Annotated in this window: 30 protein-coding genes, 1 tRNA gene and 1 pseudogene; 24 read left to right on the forward strand and 8 right to left on the reverse strand. The window is 61.6% G+C overall.

What is annotated here, in order from left to right:
* Complete coding sequence (gene rpsI, locus ACFPWW_RS27400) at positions 1-474, forward strand: 30S ribosomal protein S9 (RefSeq protein WP_112566196.1); 474 nt, start codon at positions 1-3, stop codon at positions 472-474.
* A 54-nt stretch (positions 475-528) separates the two neighbouring features.
* Here the strand turns inward: rpsI and ACFPWW_RS27405 are convergent, their stop codons facing one another.
* Positions 529-906: a VOC family protein gene (locus ACFPWW_RS27405; RefSeq protein ID WP_112566193.1), complete on the reverse strand. Its 378-nt coding sequence runs from the start codon at positions 904-906 to the stop codon at positions 529-531.
* A gap of 280 nt (positions 907-1,186) precedes the next feature.
* Between ACFPWW_RS27405 and cml the strand changes: the two genes are divergently transcribed.
* The 6 genes from cml to ACFPWW_RS27435 all read left to right on the forward strand — a co-directional run bounded on the left by cml (position 1,187) and on the right by ACFPWW_RS27435 (position 7,796).
* The gene (gene cml, locus ACFPWW_RS27410; protein ID WP_377314245.1) at positions 1,187-2,374 is read left to right on the forward strand and encodes a CmlA/FloR family chloramphenicol efflux MFS transporter; all 1,188 of its coding nucleotides are present in this window, start codon (positions 1,187-1,189) and stop codon (positions 2,372-2,374) included.
* Positions 2,375-2,479: 105 nt separating this feature from the next.
* A complete protein-coding gene (locus ACFPWW_RS27415; protein WP_112566187.1) occupies positions 2,480-2,851 on the forward strand; it encodes an antibiotic biosynthesis monooxygenase family protein in 372 nt (123 codons plus the stop codon).
* Positions 2,841-3,794, forward strand: a complete 954-nt coding sequence (speB, locus tag ACFPWW_RS27420) for an agmatinase (RefSeq protein WP_377314247.1) — start codon at positions 2,841-2,843, stop codon at positions 3,792-3,794. Before ACFPWW_RS27415 ends, speB begins: the two co-directional genes overlap by 11 nt.
* Positions 3,795-3,874: 80 nt before the next feature.
* Positions 3,875-4,798 carry an N-acetyl-gamma-glutamyl-phosphate reductase gene (gene argC, locus ACFPWW_RS27425; RefSeq protein WP_112566182.1) on the forward strand — a complete coding sequence of 308 codons (924 nt, stop codon included), beginning with the start codon at positions 3,875-3,877 and terminating at the stop codon, positions 4,796-4,798.
* A gap of 125 nt (positions 4,799-4,923) precedes the next feature.
* Positions 4,924-5,688, forward strand: coding sequence for a DUF4239 domain-containing protein (locus ACFPWW_RS27430; RefSeq protein WP_112566179.1), 765 nt, complete (start codon positions 4,924-4,926; stop codon positions 5,686-5,688).
* 287 nt (positions 5,689-5,975) lie between these two features.
* Positions 5,976-7,796 carry an ABC transporter ATP-binding protein gene (locus tag ACFPWW_RS27435; protein ID WP_377314249.1) on the forward strand — a complete coding sequence of 607 codons (1,821 nt, stop codon included), beginning with the start codon at positions 5,976-5,978 and terminating at the stop codon, positions 7,794-7,796.
* A gap of 234 nt (positions 7,797-8,030) precedes the next feature.
* Here the strand turns inward: ACFPWW_RS27435 and ACFPWW_RS27440 are convergent, their stop codons facing one another.
* Both ACFPWW_RS27440 and ACFPWW_RS27445 read right to left on the reverse strand, forming a co-directional pair.
* A complete protein-coding gene (locus ACFPWW_RS27440) occupies positions 8,031-8,201 on the reverse strand; it encodes a hypothetical protein (RefSeq protein ID WP_377314251.1) in 171 nt (56 codons plus the stop codon).
* Between the two features lie 137 nt (positions 8,202-8,338).
* Positions 8,339-9,442: a COX15/CtaA family protein gene (locus tag ACFPWW_RS27445; RefSeq protein ID WP_112754493.1), complete on the reverse strand. Its 1,104-nt coding sequence runs from the start codon at positions 9,440-9,442 to the stop codon at positions 8,339-8,341.
* Between the two features lie 115 nt (positions 9,443-9,557).
* On the opposite strand from ACFPWW_RS27445, the gene ACFPWW_RS27450 reads away from it, so the two are divergent.
* Both ACFPWW_RS27450 and ACFPWW_RS27455 read left to right on the forward strand, forming a co-directional pair.
* Positions 9,558-9,767 (forward strand): DUF2842 domain-containing protein, encoded by a 210-nt coding sequence (locus ACFPWW_RS27450; protein WP_112566428.1) that lies wholly within the window; start codon positions 9,558-9,560, stop codon positions 9,765-9,767.
* Between the two features lie 125 nt (positions 9,768-9,892).
* On the forward strand, positions 9,893-11,128 hold the full coding sequence (locus tag ACFPWW_RS27455) for a GNAT family N-acetyltransferase (protein ID WP_377314253.1): 1,236 nt from the start codon (positions 9,893-9,895) through the stop codon (positions 11,126-11,128).
* Positions 11,129-11,179: 51 nt separating this feature from the next.
* Here ACFPWW_RS27455 and ACFPWW_RS27460 read toward each other — a convergent pair whose 3' ends face one another.
* Positions 11,180-13,339 (reverse strand): GumC family protein, encoded by a 2,160-nt coding sequence (locus tag ACFPWW_RS27460; protein WP_377314255.1) that lies wholly within the window; start codon positions 13,337-13,339, stop codon positions 11,180-11,182.
* A 187-nt stretch (positions 13,340-13,526) separates the two neighbouring features.
* On the opposite strand from ACFPWW_RS27460, the gene ACFPWW_RS27465 reads away from it, so the two are divergent.
* From ACFPWW_RS27465 to ACFPWW_RS27490, 6 genes are all read left to right on the forward strand, one after another.
* Entirely contained in the window at positions 13,527-14,102 is a 576-nt protein-coding gene (locus tag ACFPWW_RS27465) for a polysaccharide biosynthesis/export family protein (RefSeq protein ID WP_112566155.1), read from the forward strand.
* Positions 14,103-14,105: 3 nt separating this feature from the next.
* Positions 14,106-15,275, forward strand: a complete 1,170-nt coding sequence (locus ACFPWW_RS27470; protein WP_112754487.1) for a glycosyltransferase — start codon at positions 14,106-14,108, stop codon at positions 15,273-15,275.
* A gap of 55 nt (positions 15,276-15,330) precedes the next feature.
* Positions 15,331-16,893, forward strand: a complete 1,563-nt coding sequence (locus ACFPWW_RS27475) for an undecaprenyl-phosphate glucose phosphotransferase (protein ID WP_377314257.1) — start codon at positions 15,331-15,333, stop codon at positions 16,891-16,893.
* Positions 16,890-18,164 (forward strand): O-antigen ligase family protein, encoded by a 1,275-nt coding sequence (locus ACFPWW_RS27480; RefSeq protein WP_377314259.1) that lies wholly within the window; start codon positions 16,890-16,892, stop codon positions 18,162-18,164. The genes ACFPWW_RS27475 and ACFPWW_RS27480 overlap by 4 nt, the downstream gene beginning before the upstream one ends.
* Positions 18,161-18,454 carry a helix-turn-helix domain-containing protein gene (locus ACFPWW_RS27485; RefSeq protein WP_377314261.1) on the forward strand — a complete coding sequence of 98 codons (294 nt, stop codon included), beginning with the start codon at positions 18,161-18,163 and terminating at the stop codon, positions 18,452-18,454. Before ACFPWW_RS27480 ends, ACFPWW_RS27485 begins: the two co-directional genes overlap by 4 nt.
* A gap of 62 nt (positions 18,455-18,516) precedes the next feature.
* Positions 18,517-18,666, forward strand: a complete 150-nt coding sequence (locus tag ACFPWW_RS27490; RefSeq protein WP_377314263.1) for a hypothetical protein — start codon at positions 18,517-18,519, stop codon at positions 18,664-18,666.
* A 3-nt stretch (positions 18,667-18,669) separates the two neighbouring features.
* On the opposite strand, the gene ACFPWW_RS27495 is transcribed toward ACFPWW_RS27490, so the two are convergent.
* On the reverse strand, positions 18,670-18,882 hold the full coding sequence (locus tag ACFPWW_RS27495) for a hypothetical protein (protein ID WP_112566140.1): 213 nt from the start codon (positions 18,880-18,882) through the stop codon (positions 18,670-18,672).
* A gap of 186 nt (positions 18,883-19,068) precedes the next feature.
* Here ACFPWW_RS27495 and ACFPWW_RS27500 point away from each other — a divergent pair.
* Positions 19,069-19,335, forward strand: a pseudogene (locus tag ACFPWW_RS27500) (DUF982 domain-containing protein).
* Here the strand turns inward: ACFPWW_RS27500 and ACFPWW_RS27505 are convergent.
* Positions 19,305-19,526, reverse strand: coding sequence for a hypothetical protein (locus ACFPWW_RS27505; protein ID WP_377314628.1), 222 nt, complete (start codon positions 19,524-19,526; stop codon positions 19,305-19,307). The pseudogene ACFPWW_RS27500 and the gene ACFPWW_RS27505 overlap by 31 nt on opposite strands.
* 322 nt (positions 19,527-19,848) lie before the next feature.
* Here ACFPWW_RS27505 and ACFPWW_RS27510 point away from each other — a divergent pair, with 322 nt between their 5' ends.
* The 7 genes from ACFPWW_RS27510 to ACFPWW_RS27540 all read left to right on the forward strand — a co-directional run bounded on the left by ACFPWW_RS27510 (position 19,849) and on the right by ACFPWW_RS27540 (position 23,721).
* The gene (locus ACFPWW_RS27510; RefSeq protein WP_377314265.1) at positions 19,849-20,310 is read left to right on the forward strand and encodes a Kelch repeat-containing protein; all 462 of its coding nucleotides are present in this window, start codon (positions 19,849-19,851) and stop codon (positions 20,308-20,310) included.
* Between the two features lie 188 nt (positions 20,311-20,498).
* A tRNA-Pro gene (locus tag ACFPWW_RS27515) sits at positions 20,499-20,575 on the forward strand.
* Positions 20,576-20,827: 252 nt separating this feature from the next.
* The gene (locus tag ACFPWW_RS27520; protein WP_377314267.1) at positions 20,828-21,523 is read left to right on the forward strand and encodes a hypothetical protein; all 696 of its coding nucleotides are present in this window, start codon (positions 20,828-20,830) and stop codon (positions 21,521-21,523) included.
* 142 nt (positions 21,524-21,665) lie between these two features.
* The gene (locus ACFPWW_RS27525; protein ID WP_377314269.1) at positions 21,666-21,983 is read left to right on the forward strand and encodes a hypothetical protein; all 318 of its coding nucleotides are present in this window, start codon (positions 21,666-21,668) and stop codon (positions 21,981-21,983) included.
* 273 nt (positions 21,984-22,256) lie between these two features.
* Entirely contained in the window at positions 22,257-22,619 is a 363-nt protein-coding gene (locus ACFPWW_RS27530; protein WP_377314271.1) for a helix-turn-helix domain-containing protein, read from the forward strand.
* Positions 22,612-23,148, forward strand: a complete 537-nt coding sequence (locus tag ACFPWW_RS27535; protein WP_377314273.1) for an ImmA/IrrE family metallo-endopeptidase — start codon at positions 22,612-22,614, stop codon at positions 23,146-23,148. Before ACFPWW_RS27530 ends, ACFPWW_RS27535 begins: the two co-directional genes overlap by 8 nt.
* Before the next feature lie 390 nt (positions 23,149-23,538).
* Positions 23,539-23,721: a hypothetical protein gene (locus ACFPWW_RS27540; RefSeq protein WP_377314275.1), complete on the forward strand. Its 183-nt coding sequence runs from the start codon at positions 23,539-23,541 to the stop codon at positions 23,719-23,721.
* A gap of 51 nt (positions 23,722-23,772) precedes the next feature.
* Here ACFPWW_RS27540 and ligD read toward each other — a convergent pair whose 3' ends face one another.
* A complete protein-coding gene (gene ligD, locus ACFPWW_RS27545) occupies positions 23,773-24,813 on the reverse strand; it encodes a non-homologous end-joining DNA ligase (RefSeq protein WP_377314277.1) in 1,041 nt (346 codons plus the stop codon).
* A gap of 54 nt (positions 24,814-24,867) precedes the next feature.
* Between ligD and ACFPWW_RS27550 the strand changes: the two genes are divergently transcribed.
* On the forward strand, positions 24,868-25,104 hold the full coding sequence (locus ACFPWW_RS27550) for a hypothetical protein (RefSeq protein ID WP_377314279.1): 237 nt from the start codon (positions 24,868-24,870) through the stop codon (positions 25,102-25,104).
* A gap of 6 nt (positions 25,105-25,110) precedes the next feature.
* Here ACFPWW_RS27550 and ACFPWW_RS27555 read toward each other — a convergent pair whose 3' ends face one another.
* A complete protein-coding gene (locus ACFPWW_RS27555) occupies positions 25,111-25,878 on the reverse strand; it encodes an SOS response-associated peptidase family protein (protein WP_377314281.1) in 768 nt (255 codons plus the stop codon).
* Positions 25,879-25,885 lie beyond the last annotated feature (7 nt).

Consider the following 25,885-nt stretch of genomic DNA (forward strand, 5'->3'; position numbering starts at 1 on the left):
ATGGCTGACCTTTCCTCCCTGAAGGATCTCGGCACGTCGTCGGAAGCCGCTGTTGCTGCTCCGGCTCACGTCCGCAAGGTCGACTCGCTTGGCCGCTCCTACGCGACCGGCAAGCGCAAGGATGCCGTCGCCCGCGTTTGGGTCAAGGCCGGCTCCGGCAAGATCATCGTCAACGGCAAGGACTTCACGGCTTACTTCGCCCGTCCGGTTCTGCAGATGATCCTGCGCCAGCCGATCGTCGCTGCTGCCCGCGACGGCCAGTTCGACATCGTTGCTACCGTTGCCGGCGGCGGTCTTTCCGGCCAGGCCGGTGCCGTTCGTCACGGCCTGTCCAAGGCCCTCACCTACTTCGAACCGGGCCTGCGCTCGGTCCTGAAGAAGGGCGGCTTCCTGACCCGCGACAGCCGTGTCGTCGAACGTAAGAAGTACGGCAAGGCCAAGGCCCGCCGTTCGTTCCAGTTCTCGAAGCGCTAATCGCTTTTCGACATGCTTTCATGGAAAGGCCGGGTTTTCGCCCGGCCTTTTCGTTTATTCCGGCTTGTTGAAGAAGGCTTCGAGCCGGTAGCCGTCCGGATCGACGATGAAGGCGGCATAGTAGAATTGCCCGTAATCCGGGCGGATGCCGGGTGGGCCATTGTCCTCGCCGCCATGGGCAAGGGCTGCCGCATGGAAGGCGTTGACGGCCTGCTCGCTGGTGGCGACGAAGCAGAAATGCAGGCCCGAGCCGCGGTCGGCCGGCACCGGGCGCTCCACCTCGCTCACCCAGAAGGCGGGCCTGTCGGCGCCGTATCCTATCGTTCCGTCGAAATTCGACAGCCGTTCGTAGCCGAGCGGCGCCAGTGCCGCATCGTAAAAGCGGCGCGATCTATCGAGGCTTTTGACCCCGATCGAGATGTGGTCGAACATTGCCAATGGCTCCCTCCTGGTTCGGTCGGCGCAGCTTCCCGGAAGCGCCTTGCGAAGTCAACGCGCGGCAGGAACCTGTTGCCGCGCCCCTTCCCGGCTGCTAGAGCAGCATCAGGTTTCGAACTGGGCAAGACAGGACCTGACATGGGAGCCACCCCGTCCGCAGACAGATAGGCCGCAGCAACCTTTTGACGTTGTTGCGGCATCTGTCCGATCAATCCAGACTGCGATGAGAAGGCAGATCGCCGCCGGATGAACTCATTCGAGCGGATGAATACCCATGTCTTTTCAAAACAGGAGCTGGACCTGCTCCCTGCCGGCAGCGCTGCTGCTTCTGGCACCCTTCGATATCCTGGCCTCGCTTGCCATGGACATCTACCTGCCCGTCGTTCCGATCATGCCCGAGGCACTCGGCACATCGGCGGCGGTCGTTCAACTGACGCTGAGCCTCTATATGCTGCTCCTCGGCGCCGGACAGATGCTTTTCGGCCCGCTGTCGGACCGGATCGGCCGGCGGCCCGTACTGCTTGGCGGCGCGCTGCTGTTTGCGGCCTCTTCGCTGCTGCTTGCAACCACGTCGTCGGCCGCACTGTTCGTCCTTCTGCGCCTGCTTCAGGCGGCCGGCGCATCGGCGGCGCTGGTGGCGACCTTTGCGACGGTGCGCGATGTCTATGCCGTGCGGCCGGAAGGCGCTGTCATCTACAGCCTGCTCGGTGCGATCCTCTCCTTCGTGCCGGCGCTCGGGCCGGTCGCCGGCGCAGTGATTGCCGATCACTTCGGTTGGCGTGCCATCTTCCTGCTGCTCGGCGGGCTGATGCTTGCGGCCATGCTCAACGCGCTCCAAGGCTGGCCGGAGACAAGACCGGCGGCATCGGCCGGCGCGACGATCCGTATCGGCGCGATCCTGGCGGATGCGCATTTCCGGACCTACACGATGGGATTCAGCGCGGCGATGGGGGCGTTCTTCGTGTTCTTCTCCACCGCGCCCCGCATTCTCATCGACCATGCCGGCTTTTCGGGTCTCGCCTTCAGCCTTTCCTTTGCCACGGCGGCCGCGGTGATGATCCTATCCGCGCGCCTTGCCGGCCGCTTCGTTGCGCGATGGGGCACGGCCGGCAGCCTTGCCCGCGGCATGGGCCTGCTTCTTGCGGGCGCATTGCTGCTCGGCATCGGCGAAGTGCTGTTCACCCCGTCCTTCGCCAGCTTCGTCCTGCCGATGTGGGTGATCGCCGTCGGCATCGTGCTGACGACCGCCGTCACGGCAAACGGCGCGCTGGCCGCCTTCGGCCAGACGGCGGGAACGGCGGTCGCGCTCTATTTCTGCGTCGAAAGCCTGATCGTCGGCTGCATCGGCACGCTCTTCGTGCTGCTGTTGGACGGCGATACGGCATGGCCGCTTGCCGGCTATTGCGCGGTGACGGCTACCCTCACCCTGCTTGCCTTGCGCCGGATCGGCGCTTGCCGCTGACGCCAAGGGGCGGCGGAGACGATCCGCCGCCTGCCCTGAAATGGGATTGCTTGAAATCCGGCGGAAGCTCGCCTACCCCTTCGGGCAGAGACGAGGAACCCGAACATGTCTTCCACCACCAAGCCCTCACCCTTTGCCACAACGCCCGAACCACCCTATTACGTCGTGACCTTCTCCTCGGTCCGCACCGCGGGCGACAACGGTTACGGCGCGATGGCAGACCGGATGGCGGAGCTTGCGCTGCAGCAGCCGGGCTGTCTCGGGGCCGAAAGCGCGCGCGATGCCGACGGCTTCGGCATCACCAATTCCTACTGGGCCGACGAGGAGAGCCTCAGGGCGTGGAAGCAGGTCGTCAGCCACCTGGCCGCCCAGCGGCTTGGCCGCGAACGCTGGTACAAGCAATATAAGGTTCGCATTGCGCGCGTAGAACGCGCCTATGAGTTCACGGCAGAGGAAGGAAGCTCAGATGGCCAATAGGACGATCGACCATGCCTTCACCGCGCAGAGCCTGACATCGGCCGCCTCCGACCCGACCTTTGCCGGTGCGCTGTCCTTCATGCGCCGCCGCTTTACCAAGGATCTGGCCGGCGCGGACGCCGTCGTCTGGGGCATTCCCTTCGATGCGGCGACCTCCAACCGGCCGGGCACGCGTTTCGGGCCGCAGGCGATCCGCCGGGCGTCGGCGATCTTCGACAACGATCCGCAATATCCGTTCCAGCGCGATCTCTTCGCCGAAATGGCCGTCATCGATTACGGCGACTGCCTGCTCGACTACGGCAACCATCAGGATACGCCCGATGCGATCGCGCGGCAGGCGAGCGCCATTCTCGACAGCGGCGCCTTCCTGCTCACGCTTGGCGGCGACCACTATATCACCTGGCCGCTGCTGAAGGCGCATGTCGAACGTCACGGCCCGCTGGCGCTCGTGCAGTTCGATGCCCATCAGGACACATGGTTCGACGACGAGCGCCGCATCGACCACGGCTCGTTCGTGGCCCGCGCCGCGCGCGCCGGCCTCATCGATCCCGACCGCTCGATCCAGATCGGCATCCGCACCCATGCGCCGGAGGATTTCGGCATCCACCTTCTCTACGGCCACCAGCTGGAGGACATGAGCGCGACGGACATCGCCTCCGCGATCATCGCGCATACGAAGGGCTCGCCCGTCTACCTGAGTTTCGATATCGATTGCCTGGACCCGGCCTTTGCGCCCGGCACCGGCACGCCGGTTGCCGGCGGCCCGTCCAGCGCCAAGATCCTCTCCGTGCTGCAGCGGCTGAAACAGCTCGACATACGCGGCGCCGATGTCGTCGAAGTCTCGCCGCCCTACGACCATGCCGACATCACCGCCATTGCGGGGGCGACGGTCGCGATGTATATGCTGGGCCTCCATGCCGAACGGTGTGCGACGGCAGGATGAATGCCGTTACCAACTTGATTCAACTTCATGGCAAACTGATTCCGGAAACGGTCCGAACCCACTGAAAGCGCAGGATAATCATGGCAGCAAAGATCTTCATCGATGGCGAAGCTGGAACGACGGGTCTGCAGATCCGCGAGCGTCTGGCAGAGCGCCGCGATATCGAGCTGCTGTCGATCCCGACCGAGAGCCGCAAGGACAGGGCGGTGCGTGCGGCACTGCTCAACGAGGCCGATATCGCCATCCTGTGCCTGCCTGACGATGCCGCCAAGGAAAGCGTCAGCCTGATCGAGAACGACCGTACCAAGGTGATCGACGCCTCGACGGCGCACCGCGTTTCCGAAGGCTGGGCTTACGGCTTTCCGGAAATGAGCCGGGAGCAGGCCGGCGTCATCGCCTCGGCCAAGCGCGTCGCCAATCCCGGCTGCTGGCCGCAGGGACCGATCGCCACGCTGCGCCCGCTGATCGAGGCCGGCCTTATCCCGGCCGATTTCCCGATCACGGTCAACGGCGTCACCGGCTATAGCGGCGGCGGCCGCACGATGATCGAGGATTATGTCGCCAAGGGCGAGGATGCGCCCGAATACATGCCCTACGGCCTGACCTTCAAGCACAAGCACCTGCCGGAACTGCAGCGCTACGCCAGACTTGGGCGCGTGCCCTTCTTCCAGCCGGTCGTCGGCAATTTCGCGCAGGGCATGGTCGTCACCGTGCCGCTGCAGCTGTCGCATCTGCCCAAGGTGCCGAAGGGTGCCGACCTGCACGCTGCGATTGCCGACTATTATGCCGGCGTCAAGGGTTTCGTCGAGGTCGCCCCCTTCGAGGCGCCGGAGCGCACGCCCGAGCTCAACCCGGAAATCTACAACAACACCAACCGCATGCGCCTGCACGTCTTTGCCAATGACGATATCGCGCAGGCGCTGCTGGTCGCCGTCTACGACAATCTCGGCAAGGGCGCCTCGGGTGCCGCCGTGCAGAACATGGACCTGATGCTGGGCGCGTGACGCCCGGCATCTCCCCGTTGCCGGGCGATCGCCGTGGCTGCCTTCGGCGGCCTGTTCGCTAGCACCCGATACGATTGCCCGCCTGCTATGAAAGCCTTACACTCCCTCGCGCGAAGGGAAGTTCAATGGCGTCGGTTCTGATCGGCATTGCCATCATTGGAGGCACGACCGCAACGGTGCTTGCGGCCTATTATTTCATGCATATGCTCATGGGCGGCGATCCCGGCGGGCGCGACAGGGAACTGGCGAGTTCGGTCATCACCCGCATCGCCAGCCTGCATGCGCTTATCCTTGCGCTCGTCTTTGCCCAGGAAATGATCGAATACCAGGCGTTGCGCTCGGAAAGCGCCACGGAGAGCAACGCGATCGGCGATGTCTTCTACGATGCAGAGCGTTACGGCCCGGAGGCGCAGGCGCCGATCCAGAAAGCGTTGAAGGACTATGTCCGCATCGTCATCGAACAGGAATGGAGGGAACTCGGGCATAGCGGCAAGCTCTCCTCGCCGGCCTGGGACCAGTGGAACATCGCCTATCTGAGGATCCTCGAACTGGCTCCCGCCAATGCCAAGCAGCAGAGCCTGCGCAGCCACATGCTGGAGGAAATCCACGCGATCTCGGAATCCCGCGACCGGCGGGAAAACAGCGGCACCGACTCCATCAGCCTGATCTTCTGGTTTGCGGCCGTTTCCGGGGTCATCTTCACCGCCATCGGCTACTACCCCTACGCGCCAGACGGCCGCAACCTGCTGCTGTTGTCGATCTTCGGCGTCTTTACCGGCATCATCCTCTTCTTCATCTACGCCTTTTCCAACCCCTACAGCCCGCCCGCCACGCTGTTTCCGACAGCCTTCGAGCGCCTGCAGGAGGAAATCAGCGGGCCGGACCCGTGAAGCTTTCCCGGCAAGGGCGCTACAAACATTTCGTGCGCGCCAGCCGAACACGACGGGGGGAATGTCGGCTGTTTCATCGATGAATGGCCGTCGCGCGACAAGGAGGTCGCTTTCGTCTGCGTTTTGCGGTAAAAGCGGCATCGCGCAGGCGCTGCCGCCTGTCGGCATCTGCTCGCATAACGACTCCGGCAGCCACTGCACTGACTGTTCGCGCCAACGGGAGGCACCCATGAAAACGATCCTGAGAAACCAGAAAAACAAGATCAACGCTCAGGATATCCGTCTTCATGTCCAGTTTGCTTTCACGCGCGAGGAAAAACCCGCGGCGTCTTAACCGCAGCCTCTCAACCGCATCGCAAATTCACAACAGGCGCCAGCTGCGCCTGCGCAAATTCGCATCCTACTTCCGGCCGCATCTTCTGCTGCTGATGGCGGATATCGCCTGCGCCATCGTCGTCGCTGCCGCCGCAGTCGCCTTGCCGCTCTGCGCCAACATCGTCATGAGCCGTCTCATCGTGCTCGCCGATACGGCTTCGGCCTACTGGCAGATCCTCGGCATGGGCGGCGTCATGCTGGCTGTCGTGGCGGTCGAGACATCGGCGATCTTCTTCGTCGATTATCGCGGCCACATGATGGGCGCGCATATCGAGGCGAACATCCGCCAGGAACTGTTCGATCACTGCCAGAAACTCTCCTTCGGCTTTTACGACCGGCACCGCACCGGCCAATTGATGAGCCGCATCGTCGGCGATTCTTTCTGGCTGGGCGAACTCTTCCATCACGGGCCGGAAGACCTGCTGATTGCCGTCCTCAAATATAGCGGCGCGATGACGGTGCTGTTCTTCATCGATCCGCAGCTTGCCTTGCTGATCCTCCTCCTGACGCCTTTTGCGGTGGCCTATGCGCTGCATTTCAACAGGCGCATGAACCACGCCCTCGAGGCGAGCAAGCGGGAGATCGCCGCCGTCAACGAAAGGGTCGAGGATGCGCTGGCCGGCATCCGCGTCGTCCAGTCCTTCGCCAACGAGGACCTGGAACGGAAGCGCTTTGCCGCCCTCAACAGGCGCTTCCTGCAAAGCCGGGCCGACGGCTACCGCAGCGAAGCCTGGTTTTCCGCCGGGGCCGAGACCTTCGCCCAGATCATCACGCTTCTGGTCGTCATCCTCGGCGGATTGCGCATCCTTGCGGCCGAGCTCACGCTTGCCGATCTCCTGACCTTCCTGCTCTGCGTCGGGGTTCTCATCGATCCGGTCAAGCGCATGGCCAATCTCGCCCGGCTCTGGCAGGAGGGCTATACCGGCTTCGTGCGGGCGATGGAGATCCTGGAGATCGATCCCGACGTGGTGGACCGCCCTTCGGCACGGGCGTTGCCCAGCCCGAAAGGAGAAATCCGGCTCTCCAACGTCGATTTCCGCTATGACGACGGCGCGGAGGTGCTGAGCAAGCTTTCGCTCACGATCCGCCCCGGCGAATTCGTGGCGCTCGTCGGCCCCTCGGGCGTGGGCAAGAGCACGCTCTGCGCGCTGCTTCCCCGCTTCTACGATGTTACCGGCGGCTCGATCGAAATCGACGGCACCGATATCCGTGACGTGACGCTTGCCTCGCTGCGCCGCCATCTCGGCGTGGTGCAGCAGGATGTCTACCTTTTCGCCGGCACCGTGGCGGACAATCTGCGCTACGGGCGCCCCGACGCGACGGACGAGGAGGTGGAAGCCGCAGCCCGCGCCGCCCATGCGCATGATTTCATCATGGCATTGCCGCAGGGCTACCAGACCGACATCGGCCAGCGCGGCGTAAAACTGTCTGGCGGGCAGCGCCAGCGGCTGACGATCGCTCGCGCTTTCCTCAAGAATCCTGCCATCCTCATCTTCGACGAGGCGACGAGCGCGCTCGACAATGAAAGCGAGCGCGCCGTGCAGCAGGCCTTCCTGACGCTTGCCAAGGGGCGCACGACACTGGTGATCGCCCACCGGCTTTCGACGATCCGCCATGCCGACCGTATTCTGGTGCTCACCGGCGAGGGCATCGTCGAAGAAGGCAGCCATGACAGGCTGATGGAAAGCGGCGGCATTTATGCCAGTCTCTACGGGCTGCAGGCAAGCATCTGAAGCCCACGATTGCGATATGCGGAACGGTTCGGCAGACAGGGCCGTGCCGTTCCGCTCACCAACCGCCGTTTTGGAGGAGGAGCGCCATGACTGTGCTGCGCATCGTTGCGAATATCGCCGCCGCTTCCATCGAAGAGGCACGCGGTTTCTATTGCGAACTGTTCGATCTCGACATGGTGAAACCGGGCTGCTGCTGGCAGCCTCTGCGCTGGCCGGGACCTGGCAGGCTGCGGCTCAATAAGAGCAGGGGCGATTGTTGCTGGGACGGAAACCGCCCGCGCAGGCCGGGTTCAGGGACGTATCCTCGCCATAGTCGTATCGCTCGTTCGATGTCGTGCAGCCCGAGGCGATTGCGGAAAGCGTGAGCAGCGCGCCCGCCATCACGAATGTGCGAAATCTGTTCATCTGAACACCCCCTTCGTAGGATCGCCCATGCGCCGACCGCTAACCTAGCATGTCACGGCAAAGCCATGCGAGGAGCATCGCATTGATCCCATTCACTCTTCCGCGAGCCACGGCCGGAAGGAGGCAGATATGCCCGCTCAATCGCGCTCGGCGATGGCAGTCGCGCGGGGATATTCGCCGTAATAGCCGCGCCAGTTGGCGACGGCAAAACCGAAGACCACGAGCGCCCCCGCCTGATGCAGCAGGCCCCAGTGCAGCGGGACCTCGAGCAGCAGCGTGGTGATGCCGATCGCGGCCTGGATGGTGACGAGCGCGAAGAGCACCACGGCGCGGCGTGCATGGGTGGTCCAGGATGCGGCGCGCAAGGCGATCACCATATTGACGAGCGCGATCGCAAACAGCGTGTAGGCGCCAAGGCGATGGATGAACTGCACGGTCTTCGGGTTCTCGAAAAGGTTGATCCAGAAAGGCTGCTGGATGAAGAGGTCGCCGGGCACGACGGCGCCGTCCATCAGCGGCCAGGTATTGTAGGTAAAGCCGGCATCAAGGCCGGCGACCAGCGCGCCGAGATAGATCTGGAAAAGCGAGAAGGCGGCGATCGCCGCCGCCCAGCGGTGCGACGTTCTCGTCGGGGCCGGATCGTCGGAATGCGGCGAAAGCCCGCGCATGATCCACATGCAGGCGGCAAAGATCAGGCAGGCCATGACGAGATGGGTGGCAAGGCGATACTGGCTGACGTCGGTGCGCACCGAAAGACCGGACGAAACCATCCACCAGCCGATGAAGCCCTGCAGGCCGCCAAGCGCCAGGATGCCGGCCAGCGGCCAGCGCAGGCGCTTCTCGATCCGGCCGGTCGCCCAGAAAAAGATCAGCGGCAATGCGAAGACGACGCCGATGCCGCGCGCGATCAGCCGGTGCGCCCATTCCCACCAGAAGATGCCCTTGAACTGGTCGACCGTCATGTCGCTGTTCAGCTGCTGGAATTCGGGAATGCGCTGGTAGAGCTTGAACTCCTCTTCCCATTCTGCGGCGTTCAGCGGCGGGATGACGCCGTGGATCGGCTTCCATTCGGTGATGGAAAGGCCGGAATTGGTCAGCCGCGTCGCCCCGCCCACGAGCACGAGACAGAAGAGTGCCAGAAGGACGAAGCCGAGCCAGATGCGTACGGCGCGGCGGTTGTTGTCCTGCCTGCGCATTTCGGTGCGGATCGCCTGCTCCGGGCTCAGGTTCGCGACGGCCATGATCTCTCCTTTTATCCGGCAGTTGATTTGCCCCACCGGCTGATGCAAAACAAGCCCCGATCCTTTGCGGCATGCCGTCGCGCCGGTTCAGTTCCACCCGCTCGGAAGTTATACGATGCCCGTCCGCCTTCGCAAATTCATCGGCACGATCCTGATCATCCTGCTCGTGCTCTTCTATGCGGTTCTGGCAAATACGATCGCGGTCGCCACGCTCGGCAACGCGCCCTGGTGGGGCCACCTGCTCTATTTCCTGCTGACCGGCCTGCTCTGGGTGCTGCCGGCCATGGTCATCATCAAGTGGATGGCCGGTCCGAAACAGCAGTAGCGGCCAATTAACGGCGGAATAACCCTGATGCGCGGAAATCCGCGCGCCGGCTCCGCAGTTAAACCAAATATACGTCTGGCCGCCTTACCTTCCCCTGCAGCAATCTCTCGACCGGAGAAGGACCCGTGCAGACGCAGAGGCTCGATGTAGCAGATCAGAATTTCGACGCCGTAGCGCAAGCCGAAGCCGGCATTTCCCGGCTGCGGCAGCTCAGCGTGAAACTTGCCATGGCAGAACTCGATATAGAGCTTTTCGACCGGATGGAGCCCCTGGAAGCCGAATGGCGCGCGCTGGAGCGCGACAGGCTTTCTTCGCTGCACCAGGGCTACGACTGGTGCGCGGCCTGGGTGGCCGCCTTCGGCCGGCCGCTCGCCATCCTGCGCGGCAGCATCGGCAATCGCACGGCCTTCATCCTGCCGGTGGAAATCGTCGCCTCGCGCGGCCTGCGGATCGCCAAATTCGTCGGTGCCGAGCACAGCAACATCAATACCGGCCTGTTCTCACCCGATTTTGCCGCAGACGGCGATGCTGTGGACAGCCATCACCTTGCCGCCCGCCTTCGTGCCACGCTCGCCGGCAAGGCGGATCTGCTTCTCCTGCAGAATATCCCGCTGGAATGGCGCGGCCGCCGCAACATGCTTGCCGGCCTGCCCATGGTGCAGAACCAGAACCACGCCTACCAGCTTCCGCTCCTCGATACGTTCGACAAGACGCTGCAGCAGCTCAACGCCAAGAGCCGGCGCAAGAAGTTTCGCACGCAGAGCCGGCGGCTGGAGGCGATCGGCGGCTTCGACTATATCGTGCCGGAAGCATCCGCGGAGCAGCACGAACTGCTCGACATGTTCTTCCGCCTGAAAAGCGCCCGCTTCGCCTCGCTCGGCCTGCCCGACGTCTTTGCGGATGCGCAGACCAAGGCCTTCCTGCACGGCCTGATCGACAAGCGCAACGGCGGCGATTTCGGCCTGCAGATGCGCGGCCTGCGCCTGAAAGGCGACTATGAGGGGCGCATCGCCGCACTCTCGGGAATTTCCCGCAAGGGCGATCACGTCATCTGCCAGTTCGGCGCGATCGACGAGCACCTGGCTGCCGATGCAAGCCCCGGCGAATTCCTCTTCTGGCAGATGATATCGAGCCTGCACGACAAGGGTGTCGCGCTCTTCGATTTCGGCCTCGGCGACCAGACCTACAAGCGCTCCTGGGCGCCGGTGGAAACGGACCATTACGATGTGGTTCTGCCGATTTCCGGCATCGGCATCGCAGCCGGCGCGGCACACCGGGCGATCACCCGCGGCAAGGCCTACGTCAAGGCCCGCCCCGGCCTCTATAAATTCGCCCAGAAGATCCGGGCCAGGGTCGGTTAGGCAGTCGCGCGGCGCGCAGCGATCAGGTATGCAGGCCGCAGGCTCTAAAGATCAGGCGGCGTGACGCGCGGGGCTGCGCATGGCAGCCTCTTCGCCGCCCGACATCAGGACGACGCGCTCGTAGCCGGCAGCCTGGAAATCCTGCATCAGGCCGACGAAAGCCGCCTCATCGATCTCCGGCAGCGACAGGACGATCTCGATTTCCTTGCTGCGCGTCAGCCGCGAAACGCTGGCGACATCGGCGGCGCCACATTCGACGATGACGATATCATAGGCCGAAGTCAGCGCATCGAGCAGCAGCGAAAGCCTGTCGACGCCGCGCATGGCGCGGCGCACATCGCTGACACCCTGCGGGATGATATGCGCATCCGAAGCGCGGTCGCCGTGGATCGTCTCGCCGAAGGCAGCCTCGCCGCAGAGGAGATCGGTGACGCCCAATGCTTCGGGGTTCTCGGCCATCAGTTCGCTCGGATAGCCGGAGCCGGTCATGTCGATGAGGATCGCGCGGCGCCCGGTATCGGCAAGCACGCGGGCCAGGGAAACGGTTGCGGCCGAACCATTGTCACCGGTCGGGGATATGGCGACGGCGAGCGGGGCGCGGCAATCGGTGAGATAGGTCGCGACGGAGGAAACGGAAAATTCGTTGTCGTCGGCGGGCACTTCATCGGCTTGCCCGGCTTCAGGCTCGCCTTCGTCCTCATCCTCATCAAGGGCTGCCGCCAGCATGCTGGGCTTGGCAGGCTTTGCGGCAGGAACGGGTGTCGCCTCGACCGGCTGCTCCTCTTCCTTCCTGGCCTCGACTTCGAGAGGCTCGACCGGGCGCAGCGCGCGGCCGCTGAAAAGCTCGGAGAGCATGATGACGATCGCGCTCATGATCAGCGTTGCGACCGCGGCGACGACGACGATCGGCACGACCTTCGGGAAATAGGGATCGACCTGCTCGATCGCCTTCGAGACGATGCGCGCATCGGCCGGGCTGGAATTGCGGTCGGCGCGGGAGGCGGCCTCACGGTAGCGAACGAGATAGGTTTCGAGAAGCTGGCGCTGGGCATTTGCCTCGCGCTCCAGGGCGTTCAGCCCCACTTCGTCCTCGCCCGCCCTGGCGCTGTTGGCCTGCAGCCTGTCGGACTGCTGCTCGAGTTCCCTGGCGCGCAGATCGGCGACTTTGGTCTCGTTTTCGATGCTGGCGAGGATTTTCTGCGTTTCCTGGCGGATCTGCGTGCGGATATCGGCAAGCTGGGCGCGCAGGCTCTTCAGCCGCGGATGGTTGTTGAGCAGGCTCGTCTGCAGGTCCGATATCTGCGACTGCAGGCCGGATTCGGTTGCCTTCAGCCGCTGGATGGACTGCGACGACATGATATCCGGCAGCGTATCGGAGGCTTCGCCGGACGACAGCGCGTTGCGCACGGCCTGCGCCCTCGCCTCGGCATTGGCCTTGTCGGTGCGCACACGGGTCAGCTCGACGGAAATATCGTTGAGCTGCTGTGCGGTGAAGGTCGTGGTCCCGTTGGTCTGCAGCAGGCCGTGGGCGGTGCGGTAGTCGGCAACCTTCTTCTCGGCCTCGCTCACCTTCTGGCGCAGGCTGTCGATCTCCGGCTCGAGCCAGCGGGTGGCTTCCGAGTTGGAATCGAGCTTGGCGCCGCTCTGGATCGCCAGATAGACCTGTGCCATCGCATTCGGAATGCTGGCGGCGAGCTTCGGATCCCTTGAGGTGAAGGTAATGCCGATGACGCGCGAACCGGGCACCTGATAGACCTGCAGGCGCTCGGTGAAGGCATCGATGACGCGCTCTTCCGGCGGATTTTCCAGCGGATTCTTCTTCAGGTGCAGCCTCACGAGGATATCGGTGAGCGCGGAGCCGTTCGCAGCCGCATCGAATTCCGGCAGATTGTAGAGCTTCAGATTGTTGATGACCTGCTTGATGAGGTCTGCCGATTGAAGGATCTGCACCTGGCTGGCGATGTTCAGCTCGTCGAGCAGCGGCCCGGAGCCGGCGTCGGTCGTCTGCGTATTGGCAAAGGCCGGGGCGCGCGGCTCGATGAGGATGCGGGTCTCGCTGCGATATTGCGGCGAAACCATCTTGGCGCCGGCAAAAGCGACAGCCGCACCCAATGCGGTGATCGTCAAAACTCTCAGACGACGGGACCAGACCGCGCGCACAAGCTGGCCGAGGTCGATGTCCATATCCTGATCACTCGCTACGCGGGACATACTCGATACTCCAATACGAACTGCCGCAAGCGTAAACGACCATGGTAACTCAACGGTTAATGGCAATTGCCCCGCAAATCAGGCGCTCCTGATAAAGGAATTGCGGAAATCGGCGGATCTTTTACCGGGCATTAACCCTAATAGATCGATAACGGCTCGACCGAATTATCTTCCTGTGAGCAAGCGGATGCCCTTCGTCCAGCCCAAGATCCTGATAGCCATGAGCCTCGCCGCCATGATGGCTGCTCTGGGCGGCTGCACCACCTATCGCCCCGCTCCGAAGGCCTTCAACCAGGCGACCATCCAGCCCTATTCGCTCGACAGCGGCGACCGCCTGCGCATCACCGTCTTCGACCAGCCGACGCTGACCAATACCTATACGGTGGATCAGGCCGGCTATATCGCGTTCCCCCTCATCGGCCAGGTCCCTGCCCGCGGCCGCACCCTGCAGCAGCTTTCCGGCCAGATCGCGCAGAAGCTGCAGCAGGGATATCTTCGCGATCCCGACGTCACGATCGACGTCGATCGCTACCGCTCCGTCTTCATCATGGGCGAAGTCGGCCAGCCCGGCCAATACGCCTATGTGCCCGGCATGACCGTGCAGAACGCCATCGCGGTTGCCGGCGGCTTCACCAGCCGCGCCAACCAGAGCATGGTCGACGTCACGCGCAAGATCAACGGACAGGTGCTGACCGGCCGCGTCAATATTTCCGGCCCGATCATCGCCGGCGACACGATCTATGTCCGTGAACGGCTCTTCTAGCTGATGGCAGAACAGAGGCCCCTCCGTATTCTTCACTGCTTCCGGTCGCCGGTCGGCGGAATTTTCCGCCATGTCCGCGACCTGGTAGAGGAGCATAGCCGGGCGGGCCATGAAATCGGCATCATCTGCGACAGTTCGACCGGCGGCGAATATGAGGACCGCCTCTTCGACGATATCCGCCCCTTCCTTTCGCTCGGCCTGACGCGCATTCCGATCCGGCGCTCCATCAGCCCGTCGGATGTGAAGGTGCTCTGGAATACATTCAAGGAAATCAGGAGCTTGCGGCCGGACGTGCTGCATGGGCACGGCGCCAAGGGCGGCGTGCTCGCGCGCATTGCCGGCTCAGCCCTGCGGGTCAACAAGTATCGCGTAGCCCGCCTCTATACCGCGCATGGCGGCAGCCTGCACTATTCCCGCGCCTCGCTGCTCGGCCAGTTCGTGCTGCGCATGGAGCGGGTGCAGGAATATTTTACCGACGCGCTGGTCTTCATCTGCGAATACGAGCGCCAGACCTATGCCGCCAAGGTGGGTCGTCCGCGGGTGACGAACCGGCTGATCTACAACGGCATCGGCGCGCGGGATTTTTCCGACGTTCCGACCCGCTCGGATGCGGTGCATTTCATCTATGTCGGCATGCTGCGCGACCTCAAGGGCCCGGACATCTTTATCGATGCCTTCGCCAAGACCGAGCGCCTGCTCGGCCGGCCGCTTTCGGCGCTGATGATCGGCGACGGGCCGGACCGCGACCGCTATCGCGAGATGATGGTGGAGCGCGGCCTCGGCAAGCGCATCGGCATGCTGCCGGCCATGCGCGTCAAGGAGGCCTTCTCCATGGCGCAGAACCTCGTCGTTCCCTCCCGCGCCGAAGCCATGCCCTATATCGTGCTGGAGGGGCTCGGCGCCGGCAAGACCGTCATCGCCTCCCGCGTCGGCGGCATTCCGGAAGTGCTCGGGGCGGATAGTCCCGCACTGGTGACACCGGGAGATTCCGACGATCTGGCGCGCGTGATGGCGGAAGCGCTGACGGTGCCCGGCTGGCACGACAGGGTCATGCCCTCTCCCGACGCGGTCAGATCCGTCTTTTCCGCGCCGGTCATGGCCCGCGAAGTGCTCAAGCTCTACGGCGAACTCGTCAATCCCGTTGCGGCACAGGCGATCCCGGCCGCCTCGTAAATGTTTCTTAGGGGCTTTCTGTTATCCCGCTCACATCAACGAGCGACGAAATCCCATGAACAAGCTGGAAAAGAGCGGACAGTTCGACGTGGAAGCCCTGCGCAAGCAGGTCTCCGATGCGCAGACGCGCAGCGCCGCCGCCCCACATGCAGCCGGCGAGACGCCCGGCATCAATCCCTATGCGCGCCAGATCGCCGAGCAGTTCCGTGCCGCGACCCATTCGCCTGCCATCATCATCGGCCAGTTGCGGCTGCTGGAATTCCTGACGCAATTCGCCATCGGCCTTGTCGCCTTCTATTTCGCACCGGGCGACGGCAGCGACACTATCCTCACGCGGGCCGTCATGGCGGCCGTCGTTGCCGCATTGACCGTCGTCGCGCTTCAGCTTGCCGACGCCTATTCCATTCCGGCGCTCAGAGCCCGTCTGCGTTATCTGCCGCGCGCAGCCGGCGCCTTCGCCATCATCTTCGCGCTGACGACGGGCAGCTTTTCGCTGTTTTACGGCCTCGGCGCTGCGGCTGCGGAATCCTACGGCATCTGGTTCGTCGCGGGTGCGCTCTTCCTGCTGATCGAGCGATTCCTCGTGGCGCAGGGCGTGCGCAACTGGGCGCGCAACGGCATCATGGAGCGCCGCGCCGTCATCGTCGGCGGCGGCGAGCCGGCCAAGGAGCTGATCCGCATGCTGGAGCAGCAGGCGGATAACGACATCCGCATCTGCGGCATCTTCGACGACCGCGGCGAGAAGCGCTCGCCGATCATGGTCGCCGGCTATCCGAAGCTCGGCACGGTGAGCGAACTCGTGGAATTCGTGCGGATGACGCGCATCGACATGCTGATCATCGCGCTGCCGCTGTCCGCCGAAGCGCGCATCTTCGAGCTTCTGAAGAAACTCTGGGTGCTGCCGGTCGATATCCACCTTGCTGCCCATGCCAACCGCCTGCGCTTCCGCCCGCGCGCATATTCGCATGTCGGCGCGGTGCCGATGCTCGACATCTTCAAGAAACCGATCCGCGACTGGGATTCCGTCGCCAAGCGCGCCTTCGACATTTTCTTCACCATCGTCGCGCTTTGCCTGCTCTGGCCGATCATGGTGGCGACGGCGATAGCCGTGAAGGCGACGTCGGAAGGGCCTGTCTTCTTCATGCAGAAGCGCCACGGCTTCAACAACGAAGTCATCAACGTCTTCAAGTTCCGCTCCATGTACACCAACATGAGCGATCCGACGGCCAAAGCCGCCGTCACCAAGGGCGATCCGCGCGTCACCCGCGTCGGCCGCTTCATTCGCAAGACCTCGATCGACGAATTGCCGCAGCTCTTCAACGTGCTGAAGGGCGAGCTTTCGCTGGTCGGCCCGCGCCCGCATGCCGTGCTTGCCCAGGCGCGCGAGCGGGCTTTCGCCGATATCGTCGACGGCTATTTTGCCCGCCACCGGGTCAAGCCCGGCGTCACCGGCTGGGCGCAGATCAACGGCTGGCGCGGCGAAGTGGACAGTGACGAGAAGATCAAGTTCCGCACGGCCTACGACCTCTATTACATAGAGAACTGGTCGCTCTGGTTCGACCTCAAGATCCTGTTCCTGACGCCGATCCGGCTGCTCAATACGGAAAACGCCTATTGAGCGCGGTCGACGCCTCCCATGCGCGCGTGGCGCAGCCGCAACGGCTGACGCTGCGCCTCATCGGTTCGGCGGCGGTGGCTTTCGGGGTCTTTCTCTCCGGCTTCGTCATCGACGAGCCGGCGCCCTATGAACTCTGGATGGCGGGGCTGATCGGCCTCTGGTTCATCCTCGGCCTGAAGATATCCCGCACCACCGCGCCGCTGCTGGCGCTGCTGCTGACCTTCAACATCGGCGGCATGCTGTCGCTCACCCAGATGCGGGACCTGGCGACCGGCCCGATGTATATCGCCGTCTCCACCTTCCTGGCGCTGACATCGATCTTCTATGCCGCCATCATCGAGGACAGCCACAGGCGGCTGCCGCTGATCTTCAACGCCTGGAGCTTTGCGGCTGTCATCACCTCCCTGCTCGGCATCCTCGGCTATTTCCACGCCTTTCCGGGCTCGGAAGTCTTCACGCTCTATGACCGGGCCAAGGGCGCCTTCCAGGATCCGAACGTCTTCGGCCCCTTCCTCGTGCCGCCGGCGCTCTATCTCGTCCACGGCATTCTTGCCGGAAGCCTGAAGACGTCGCCGATCAAGGCGGGGGCGCTGCTCATCCTCGCACTCGGCATCTTCCTCTCCTTCTCGCGTGCCGCCTGGGGGCTCTTTGCCTTTGCGGTGATGGTGCTGATCTTCATCATGCTCCTGAAGGAGCGCAGCGGCGCATTCCGGCTGAGGGTGCTGATCCTGTCGCTCGGTGCCATCATCCTGATGGTCGCCTCGCTGCTGGTGGCGCTGCAGGTGCCCAAGGTCAGCGAGCTCTTCTCCGCCCGCGCCCAGCTCGTGCAGCAATATGACGGCGAGCATCTCGGCCGTTTCGACCGCCATCGCATCGGCTTCCAGATGATGATGGAACGGCCGCTCGGCATAGGGCCGCTGGTCTTCGGCACGATGTTTCCGGAGGACGAACACAATATCTGGCTGAAGTCGCTGACCACCTACGGCTGGCTCGGTTTCGTCAGCTATGTCGGCATGCTGTGCTGGACGCTCACCCTCGGTTTCCGCAACATGCTGCTCGACCGGCCGTGGCAGCCGTTTCTCATGGTGGCGTGGATCTCCGTTCTCGGCCATGCGGCGATCGGCAACGTCATCGATATCGACCATTGGCGGCACGTCTACCTGCTGTTCGGCATCGTCTGGGGATGTGCGGCGCTGGAAGTTCGCCACAAGCGCCTGAACCGCTCGCGAACACTTGAGAAGTTCGGCGGAAGCGCTAAATTCCCGGCATGATTACAGGCGCACAGATACGCGGCGCGCGCGCCATGATCGGCATGAGCATCGAGGACCTCGCGTCCCATGCGGGGCTTTCGGTCGAAACGGTCCAGGCGCTGGAAAACGGCGAATGGGCGGGCGAGACGCGTGCCATGGTCGAGGTGCGCAACACGCTGGAGACCCACGGCGTCATCTTCATCGCCAGCGGCAACCAGGATGAGGGCGGCCCCGGCATACGCCTGCGCGCCCGCAGCCTCAGCGATGACGGCATCCGGCCCGAAAACCTCAACGCGGCCAACGACGACTGACGGAACCAAGCGCCATCTCAGGCGTTTCGGCTGTCCTGTCAACGTGTTGGGGGTCATCCGCCTTGAATCGCAACAGCGGTCTTTATCTCGTCATCGGCGCACTGGTCGTCGTGGTCGTCGGCCTCGGTGCCTATATTTTCCACGAGGAAAACAAACCTGACGGCATCGAGATGAGCATCGGCAAGAACGGTGTCTCGATCGAGCAGAACTGAGCTTCAGAGATAGGTCTTGGCGAGAATGGTCAGCTTGCCGCTGTCCTTCACGCCTTGCCTGTAAAGCTGGATGAGGGCCGCGCCGATCCTGTCGGCCTCCGGCGTGCGCGGAGCGATGCCGCTGTCGTCGCAAACCCGGTTCAGGACCTGCGACAGCAAATCGATATCTTCCGAAAAGAGCGGTAAATCCTGGGGATGAACTGACGATTTCAACATCGTGCTGCATTTCCCTCAGAGGGCATGACGCATCGTTCTGCGCAGCCGACGCCCTCCCAGCCAGCCTTGCACATATTATGCGCGTGGCCCCCAATTTTAGCAACTGCGCAAATCAAAATCGTCGGGAACAATTTCTTGTCTCGTGCGTTACGGGGCCGTTTGGAATTCATATGGTATGAGAGAGCCGTGGGCGAAAAACGCTTCCCCTCGCCCGTGAGGGTAAAATCTCCAGGCAGCAGCTTCATCGTTTCAACGGCCTGGGGGGCCGTCGAATAGCTCAAGCGCTGGCCGGCCAGGCGCGGCAGCGAATACCGGATAGCCCTCGATGCGATGGACGGGTTGAGAAGCCCGCGGGCCGCACAGGCGTCTTTCACGACTGCTGCCCGGACAGCCGGGCTGCCGCTGCAAGGATTGCCGGATGCTCAGATTTTCCGCTGGCCAGCGGCAGCGTAACGCTGCAGCTGATTGAAGCCTTCAACGATCACCTTGGCACCGATTTCCGCCACATGCGCCTCGGCAAGTTCGGCAAGCGCAAGGGCAACCTCCCCTTCCGGCCAGCCTGCTTCCACGGCTTCGTCGGAGAGGGTCTTAAACGCGGCGGCAAGCGCCTGCCGGCAATCCTGGCTGCTGTTGTCGATCGTCATAAGGTCCGAAACTGTGCTTTTCTGCGGTCTCTCTTCCTTACACGTTCGGAAACAAAATTGCGAATAAATTTCAATTTCAAATAATCCAAAAATGGGATTACCACACACATCATCTTCAATCACAGGTGGATTTTAACGCAATGTTAAATAAATCCCCTTTGCGACCGATCTCTATGTACAGGAAATATTAAGGAAATAGTTTACCGGCAATTTAGCTTATCAAAAACTGCAACCGATACTCTACATTATTCGGGCAACGCGCCAGGACGACGTCGCAAGCTTCGATCCGTCGACAGGTCAATTTGCCGTAACCCCGCATCCTGTGCCGGCGCGCTGGGGGCAGGTCCGCATCAAGTTCAAAGACCGCCTCTATATCGTCGCGGGGGCCAAAGACGGCGCCAACAGCCCGCCGGAAAATCCCGACGCCTATCCTCAATGGACGACCGTCAACGACGTCTGGTCCACGGACAATCCGGAAGACCCGACGTCCTGGAAGAAGCACGAGACACCGCGGTGGCGCAGGCGCATGTGGCCCGGCCTCGTCGTCCACGGGGACCTGCTTTACCTGACGGGCGGCTGGGACAATTTCAACGCCGTCAACCTGAACGACACGTGGCGTTCTCCCGACGGCGGGAATTGGGAGCGGGTCACGGTGACCGAATCCTATCCGGCTCGCCATGCCCCGACCCTCTTCAGTTTTGAAGGGCGAATCCTGATGGTCTGCGGCAATACCAATGTGAGCCCGAGCGTGCAGAACGACGTCTGGCAGCTCTGTCCGGCGTAAAAACCGCGGCACCCTCCAGCGGGACAGGAGACGATGCCGGCGGCCCGGCCGGCGTCATTTTCTCCGTTTCGCTGGCCGGCATGCGGCGCCGAGGCTGCGCGGCGTTCCATTTTTATTCTCCCCTGCCCCATTTTCCGCTTGCGCTCCGAATAGCGATTACATAAAGGAAACAAGCCGTTTCGGCAGGTCGGGGCGTAGCGCAGCCCGGTAGCGCACTTGACTGGGGGTCAAGGGGTCGCTGGTTCGAGTCCAGTCGCCCCGACCATTTAATCCCTTGAAATCTCAGTCATAATATCCTCCGCTTCACTTGAAGCGCGAGGTGCTTAGCGGAACGAAATACGCACAAAGTTCCAGAACGCGATCGATCAGTCCCGGAAAAGTCCCGGACGGAATTTCCTGTTTGTTCTCATCAAACACGCTAGCCTTATTCGCGTGCATCTTTATCCTGTGACCATCACAACGAGAACCTTCTAGAATCACCTCACGCTGAGATATGAGGGAGGAACAGGAGGCCAGCATGTCGGAAATTTTCACTGCCATTAAGGACCTATGCACCTGGCTTGGAAGTGAATTCTGGTCCGCTCTGGCTGGCGCCATAGTCGGCGGTCTTATCGCCCTTCTAATTCAAAGGCAGGAACAAAGAGCTTCCCGCAAAGAGCGGGAGGATGATCGTAAGATGGAAGCGAAGAGCCACGCTTACTCGCTCCTTTTCAAAACGATTTCGATCCACTCTTCCCTGAAACACATCAAAGCGCACATCGGCGAGCGCCTCGAACTGGCGAAGCAAAAGAACATTGCATCCATCTCAGCGGTTCTTCTTCCAATCGCAAACCTTCCGACTCCCCTCGAATTCGCGCCTGCGGAGATGGCAATGCTGCTTTCGCTGAAAGACGATGACACCTTTAATTCGATGGTATCTCTCGACAAGATCCACAACTCAATTATCCCGGTGTGGTCGCTCTACGAAACCAAGCGAGCAGCCATCCCCACCCAGGGCGGCAATCATGTTTTTGACCAAACCGAGGGCCGAGGCGAATTCGATGTACAGCGTGGGAGCCATCTCGAGGCCGCGATGTTTGAAGTAGAAATGATAGCAAAAGAACTTACTCGACGCGCCGAGCAGGATTTTGCAGACGCCGACCTAGCAATGAAGAAGCTTGTGCCATTGCTGAATGATCGCCTAAAGCTCGGGGTTGACGTCACTGACAAGTAGGTAGAGGCCTCGCCCGGAAAGATGCAAGTAGGCGTTTTCAATAACTTGTCATAATCAGTGCCACACTTGTAGCCGAATAATTCTATTTGAAAATCAACAGCGACTGCTACACCCTGCCACACCTATTGCCTCGGAGTTCATTTTGAAACGACAGCCGATAAGCATCAGAGTTTTCGAAAAGTCCTGCGGGGCTAGAGTCGAAGGTCTTGAGGAGATCGTTTCCGCCGTAACTGCGGGGAAGAAGGTCGTGTTTATTGGCGGGGCAAAGTGGGCGGTATTGAAGTGGTTGGAAAAAGCCGCCGCTGCCTTCGCGCCAAAAGATATCACCATCTCAAAAGACAACCTCAAAATCGCCCACCTTCCGACCGGCGGGGAACTGACGTTCATAGGCAACCGTGATGACCTAGAGGACTGGCTGAAGCAGGCGCGCTACGACCATTGGGCCATTGGCGTTCTGTGAGGCCACGGTCCCTCCGTGCCTACCACTTTTCTTAGCAATCAATCGTCTAACCGATCGGTTAGCAACACCGCGTTCACGCTGCATTCCGATCCCGGGGCTAACTTGCTCGGCTCGGAGAGTGATTAACCGCGCTTCCTTGTCACTTTGCGCTGAGCTTATCCACAGCCAAAGCGAAGGAATTTTACCTCAGAGGTGAAATCATTTCACTCGCTTGTTGATTTTATAAGGTCTCAGCCTTATATCGAAGTTAGGTCCGCAACCTGGAGAAGACAGATGTTAACCGAACTCGGAAAGGAACTGCGCAAGCTTAGAATCGACAATGACGAAAAGATGATCGAGATGGCGGAACGGCTTGATAAGTCACCTGCGTTCATTTCGGCGATCGAAACCGGGAAGAAGTCGCCTCCTGCCGATATCGAGCAGATGGTGATCCGTATCTACGGCCTCGCTGGTGAGGCTGCTCAAAGGATACGTCTCGCGGCCGACCGCTCCCGAAATGCATTCGTGCTTCAGCCGAACAACGCCTTAGGACGTGACACCGCTGCTTTAATGGCGCGGCGGATGAATAATCTCTCAACGACGGATTTGGAGGAGATCCATCAGATATTGGTAAGAGGAGCCAAAAAGGATGAGTAGTCAGAACTTCATTGTTCCGGCGCGGTCATGGGATAACATCCATTCTGTCGCGGAAGCTGTACGTGGCGCACTTGGCATTGCCCAGTTCGCATATGTTCCAGTGGTTGACGTGCTTGAAAAGGTCATGGATCAACAGCTCGAACTGGTACGCTTCGAAGTTGGATCAACTGAAGAGATGCGTGATAACGAGGGATTGGCAGATCCAAATGGCCAGTTCATCCAGATCAGAGAGGACGTGTATGAGAAAGCCGTCGCAGGCGATGGCAGAGCACGATTTACAATCGCGCACGAACTCGGCCACTTCTTCCTCCACACGAGCATACCATTAGCTCGAAGCGAAAAGGGCGACGGCGTGCCGCCCTATCGAAAAAGCGAGCCACAAGCCAATCAGTTCGCGGCTGAGTTTTTGATGCCTCGCAGTTTGATTCCTCCTGGGATGGGTAGGATCCAAATCGCAGCGAACCATGGCGTTTCCGACGAAGCGGCTCACCTACGAGTGCAATTCCTGCGGAGGGTGAGAGGTCAATAAAAAAGGAGATCTGGTAGCAGCCAAATCCCCTTCTTTAAAAATTTCCGTCTCGGGCTTGCAAAGGGGCTAGCCGAACGGAAGCCTAAACACAAGCTTAGCTACGGAGTGTCGCAATTCCAAATAGTAGCCTTCAAAGCTTGTGTCAAGGTTAACAGCGCCCCTTAGGGACATGGCAGAATGGGCAAAAAGCCCCTTCCTCCGCCTCCCCCCGGCTCGAAGTACATCTTTCGGCCGTGGCGCACGTGCCCGAAGACCGGCAAGGTCCTCTGGGCACGTAGCTTTGGTCTCAAGGCGTGGCCGATCCTGGTCACGGCTTAAATGGCTCCTGGATAGGCGGTGCACGCCGCCTATCTGCTCCCCGTATCGCTAGAACATGATAGGACGCTCACAATGGCGACTGTTCTTCAGATCCTTGCGCTCAACTTGGTCAGCGTTGCATTTGCAATCATCGCCGGTGCCTTGTGCTTCAAGCAACGCGATGGGTGGGGATGGTTCCTCTTCGCCGCGCTGATTACCTTTGCCGGCAGGGCGGTCATCTCTGCCAGCGGCACAGGGCACTTGCCGTTATCTTGAAGGCTTCATGCCGGTAGCGACCAACGTGCAACCGGCTACTTTTAGACAATCTCAAAGCTCGAGGATTGCCACCTCGTCGGCCGCTTCGCGCAACCCCTTGTAAGAAGCATGGCGAAGCTTCCCATCGCTCGTCCATGCCCGATATTCGATTTCCACTATGAGCTTCGGCTTCAACCAGGTGATGTCTTTCCGACGCCCACTATAGGCCACCGGCGCCCTCGCCGCCTTCAGCTTGTCCATGATCCCGCGAAGCTTCCATGCTTCGCTGTCTTTGAACCCGGTACCAACCGAGCCGACATAGACGAGCTTGCCATCCTTCATTGCACCGAGCAGCAGAGAGCCGATATGCCCACGGGCTACCATCGACTGCTCCCAGCCGACGATAGCGAAGCTGTCGCTCTGGATGCACTTGATCTTCAACCAGTCGCCGAGCCGGCCAGGTCGATAGGTGCTGTTTCGATCCTTGGCAATGATACCCTCGAGCCCGTGCTCGCACGCGATGCGCAACAACTGTGCGCCATCGGCCTCGATCTCCTCCGATAGCCGGATCGCACCTTCCCGCCCGGGTGCGATCAATGTTTCGAGCAGGTGCCGCCGCGTCGAAAGTTCTGTGTTCGTAAGATCGTGGCCGTCGAAATACAGGAGATCGAAGGCCATCAACACGGATGCTCCGGAGTTGAGCTTCCCGCCGCGGCCGCCGAGCGACTGCTGCAACTTGCCGAAATCCGATCGCCCCTGCTCGTCCAGGACAACAGCTTCGCCATCGAGGATTGCCGTTGCCGCTCCGAGCTGCGCCGCCTCGGCCGCAATCGCCGGGAAGCGGTGCGTCCAGTCATGGCCGCCGCGGGTGAGGATGCGAACGCCCTTCGGCTCGATATGCACTGCAATCCGATAGCCGTCCCACTTCACTTCGAAAGTCCACTGGTCGCCTTTAGGAGGCTTCGCTTTCAGCAACGCGAGACACGGCTCGATGCGGACCGGCATTGGATCAAGGGGGAGATTTGGCTGCGCTGGATCTCGCGGCCTACGCGCTCGGGAGCGAAGCGGCTTGTCGACTTGGAGGAGCGGTTTTGACTTTGGCGGCTTTGTCATGCCACCATTGTATCAGCAAATCTTAAAATGCCGTCGATATGGGGCCGCCCGATCATGAGTGACGTCTTCCCGCCCGACACCCCACGGGACGATCCGGATAGGTTCATCCGTTGCCAGGAGGCGATGCACATCGGCTTTGCGGCATTCGTTGATCGCGCCGTTGCGGCGGGATGGAACGCCGACGAGGTTCTGACCGCCATCATTGAACTCGCCGACAATCACGCCCTGATGCTGGCTTCAAACGCGGATCTTGATGCAGCCCTCGACGTCCTAAGACGCGGCGGCAAATGATCGCTATCACAATAGCGCAGGCTCTGCCGGATCTCCGGCCTTGCTAATGATGCTGGAACCGTATGCCTCGCGGGACGTGATCTTGATTGCATCATCTGGCAGCGGCCGAGCGAGGGTCTTAGCCTCTTCCCATGGCGCTCGCATCCACACGTCGACCTCCTCTTGCGTTAGCAGCAGGACGGGCATTGCCTTCTGATGGATCGGTTTGACCACCGCGTTCGGCTCCGTCGTCAAAAACGCATAGAGATCGTCGGTCGTGAGGCCGTCCTTGACCTTTCGGACACTCTGCCATTGCGGAACATGAACGCCGGCGAAGAACATCAGTGCCAGGCTCTCGTCGCGAGCGAACCAGGCGTTCGGCGTCGCGCCCTCGCCTTTGCTTGCCGGATCGGGTTCGGCGAAGCTTGTTACCGGCACGATGCAGCGGTTTTCGACGCCGAACCATTTCTTCCAGTGAGGGAGGTTGAGGTTACGAATATTGGTGACACCTTTGTCTGGCTCCATGCGGAGCAGCATGTCCATGTCGACCGGCTTACCCTTCTCGCGCAGCTTTTTGGCGCGGGCCTCAGCCGCCTCCTTGATGACGAAAAACGGCGAAGGCACTCCCCACCTCGCATGCACGAGTTCCCTGCTGCCATCAGGGGTATTGCGAACAATAGGCCCCATTTGATCGGGGTTCATCTGGTAGGCGGGCATGAGATTGACACGGCTTGCCACGTCACCAGCCCACTTGTTCACCCAGTCCTTGGCATGCATGCGATAGAGATTACACATCGAAACC

It is taken from the genome of Rhizobium sp. GCM10022189, from assembly GCF_042656325.1.
Taxonomy (GTDB): Bacteria; Pseudomonadota; Alphaproteobacteria; order Rhizobiales; family Rhizobiaceae; genus Rhizobium.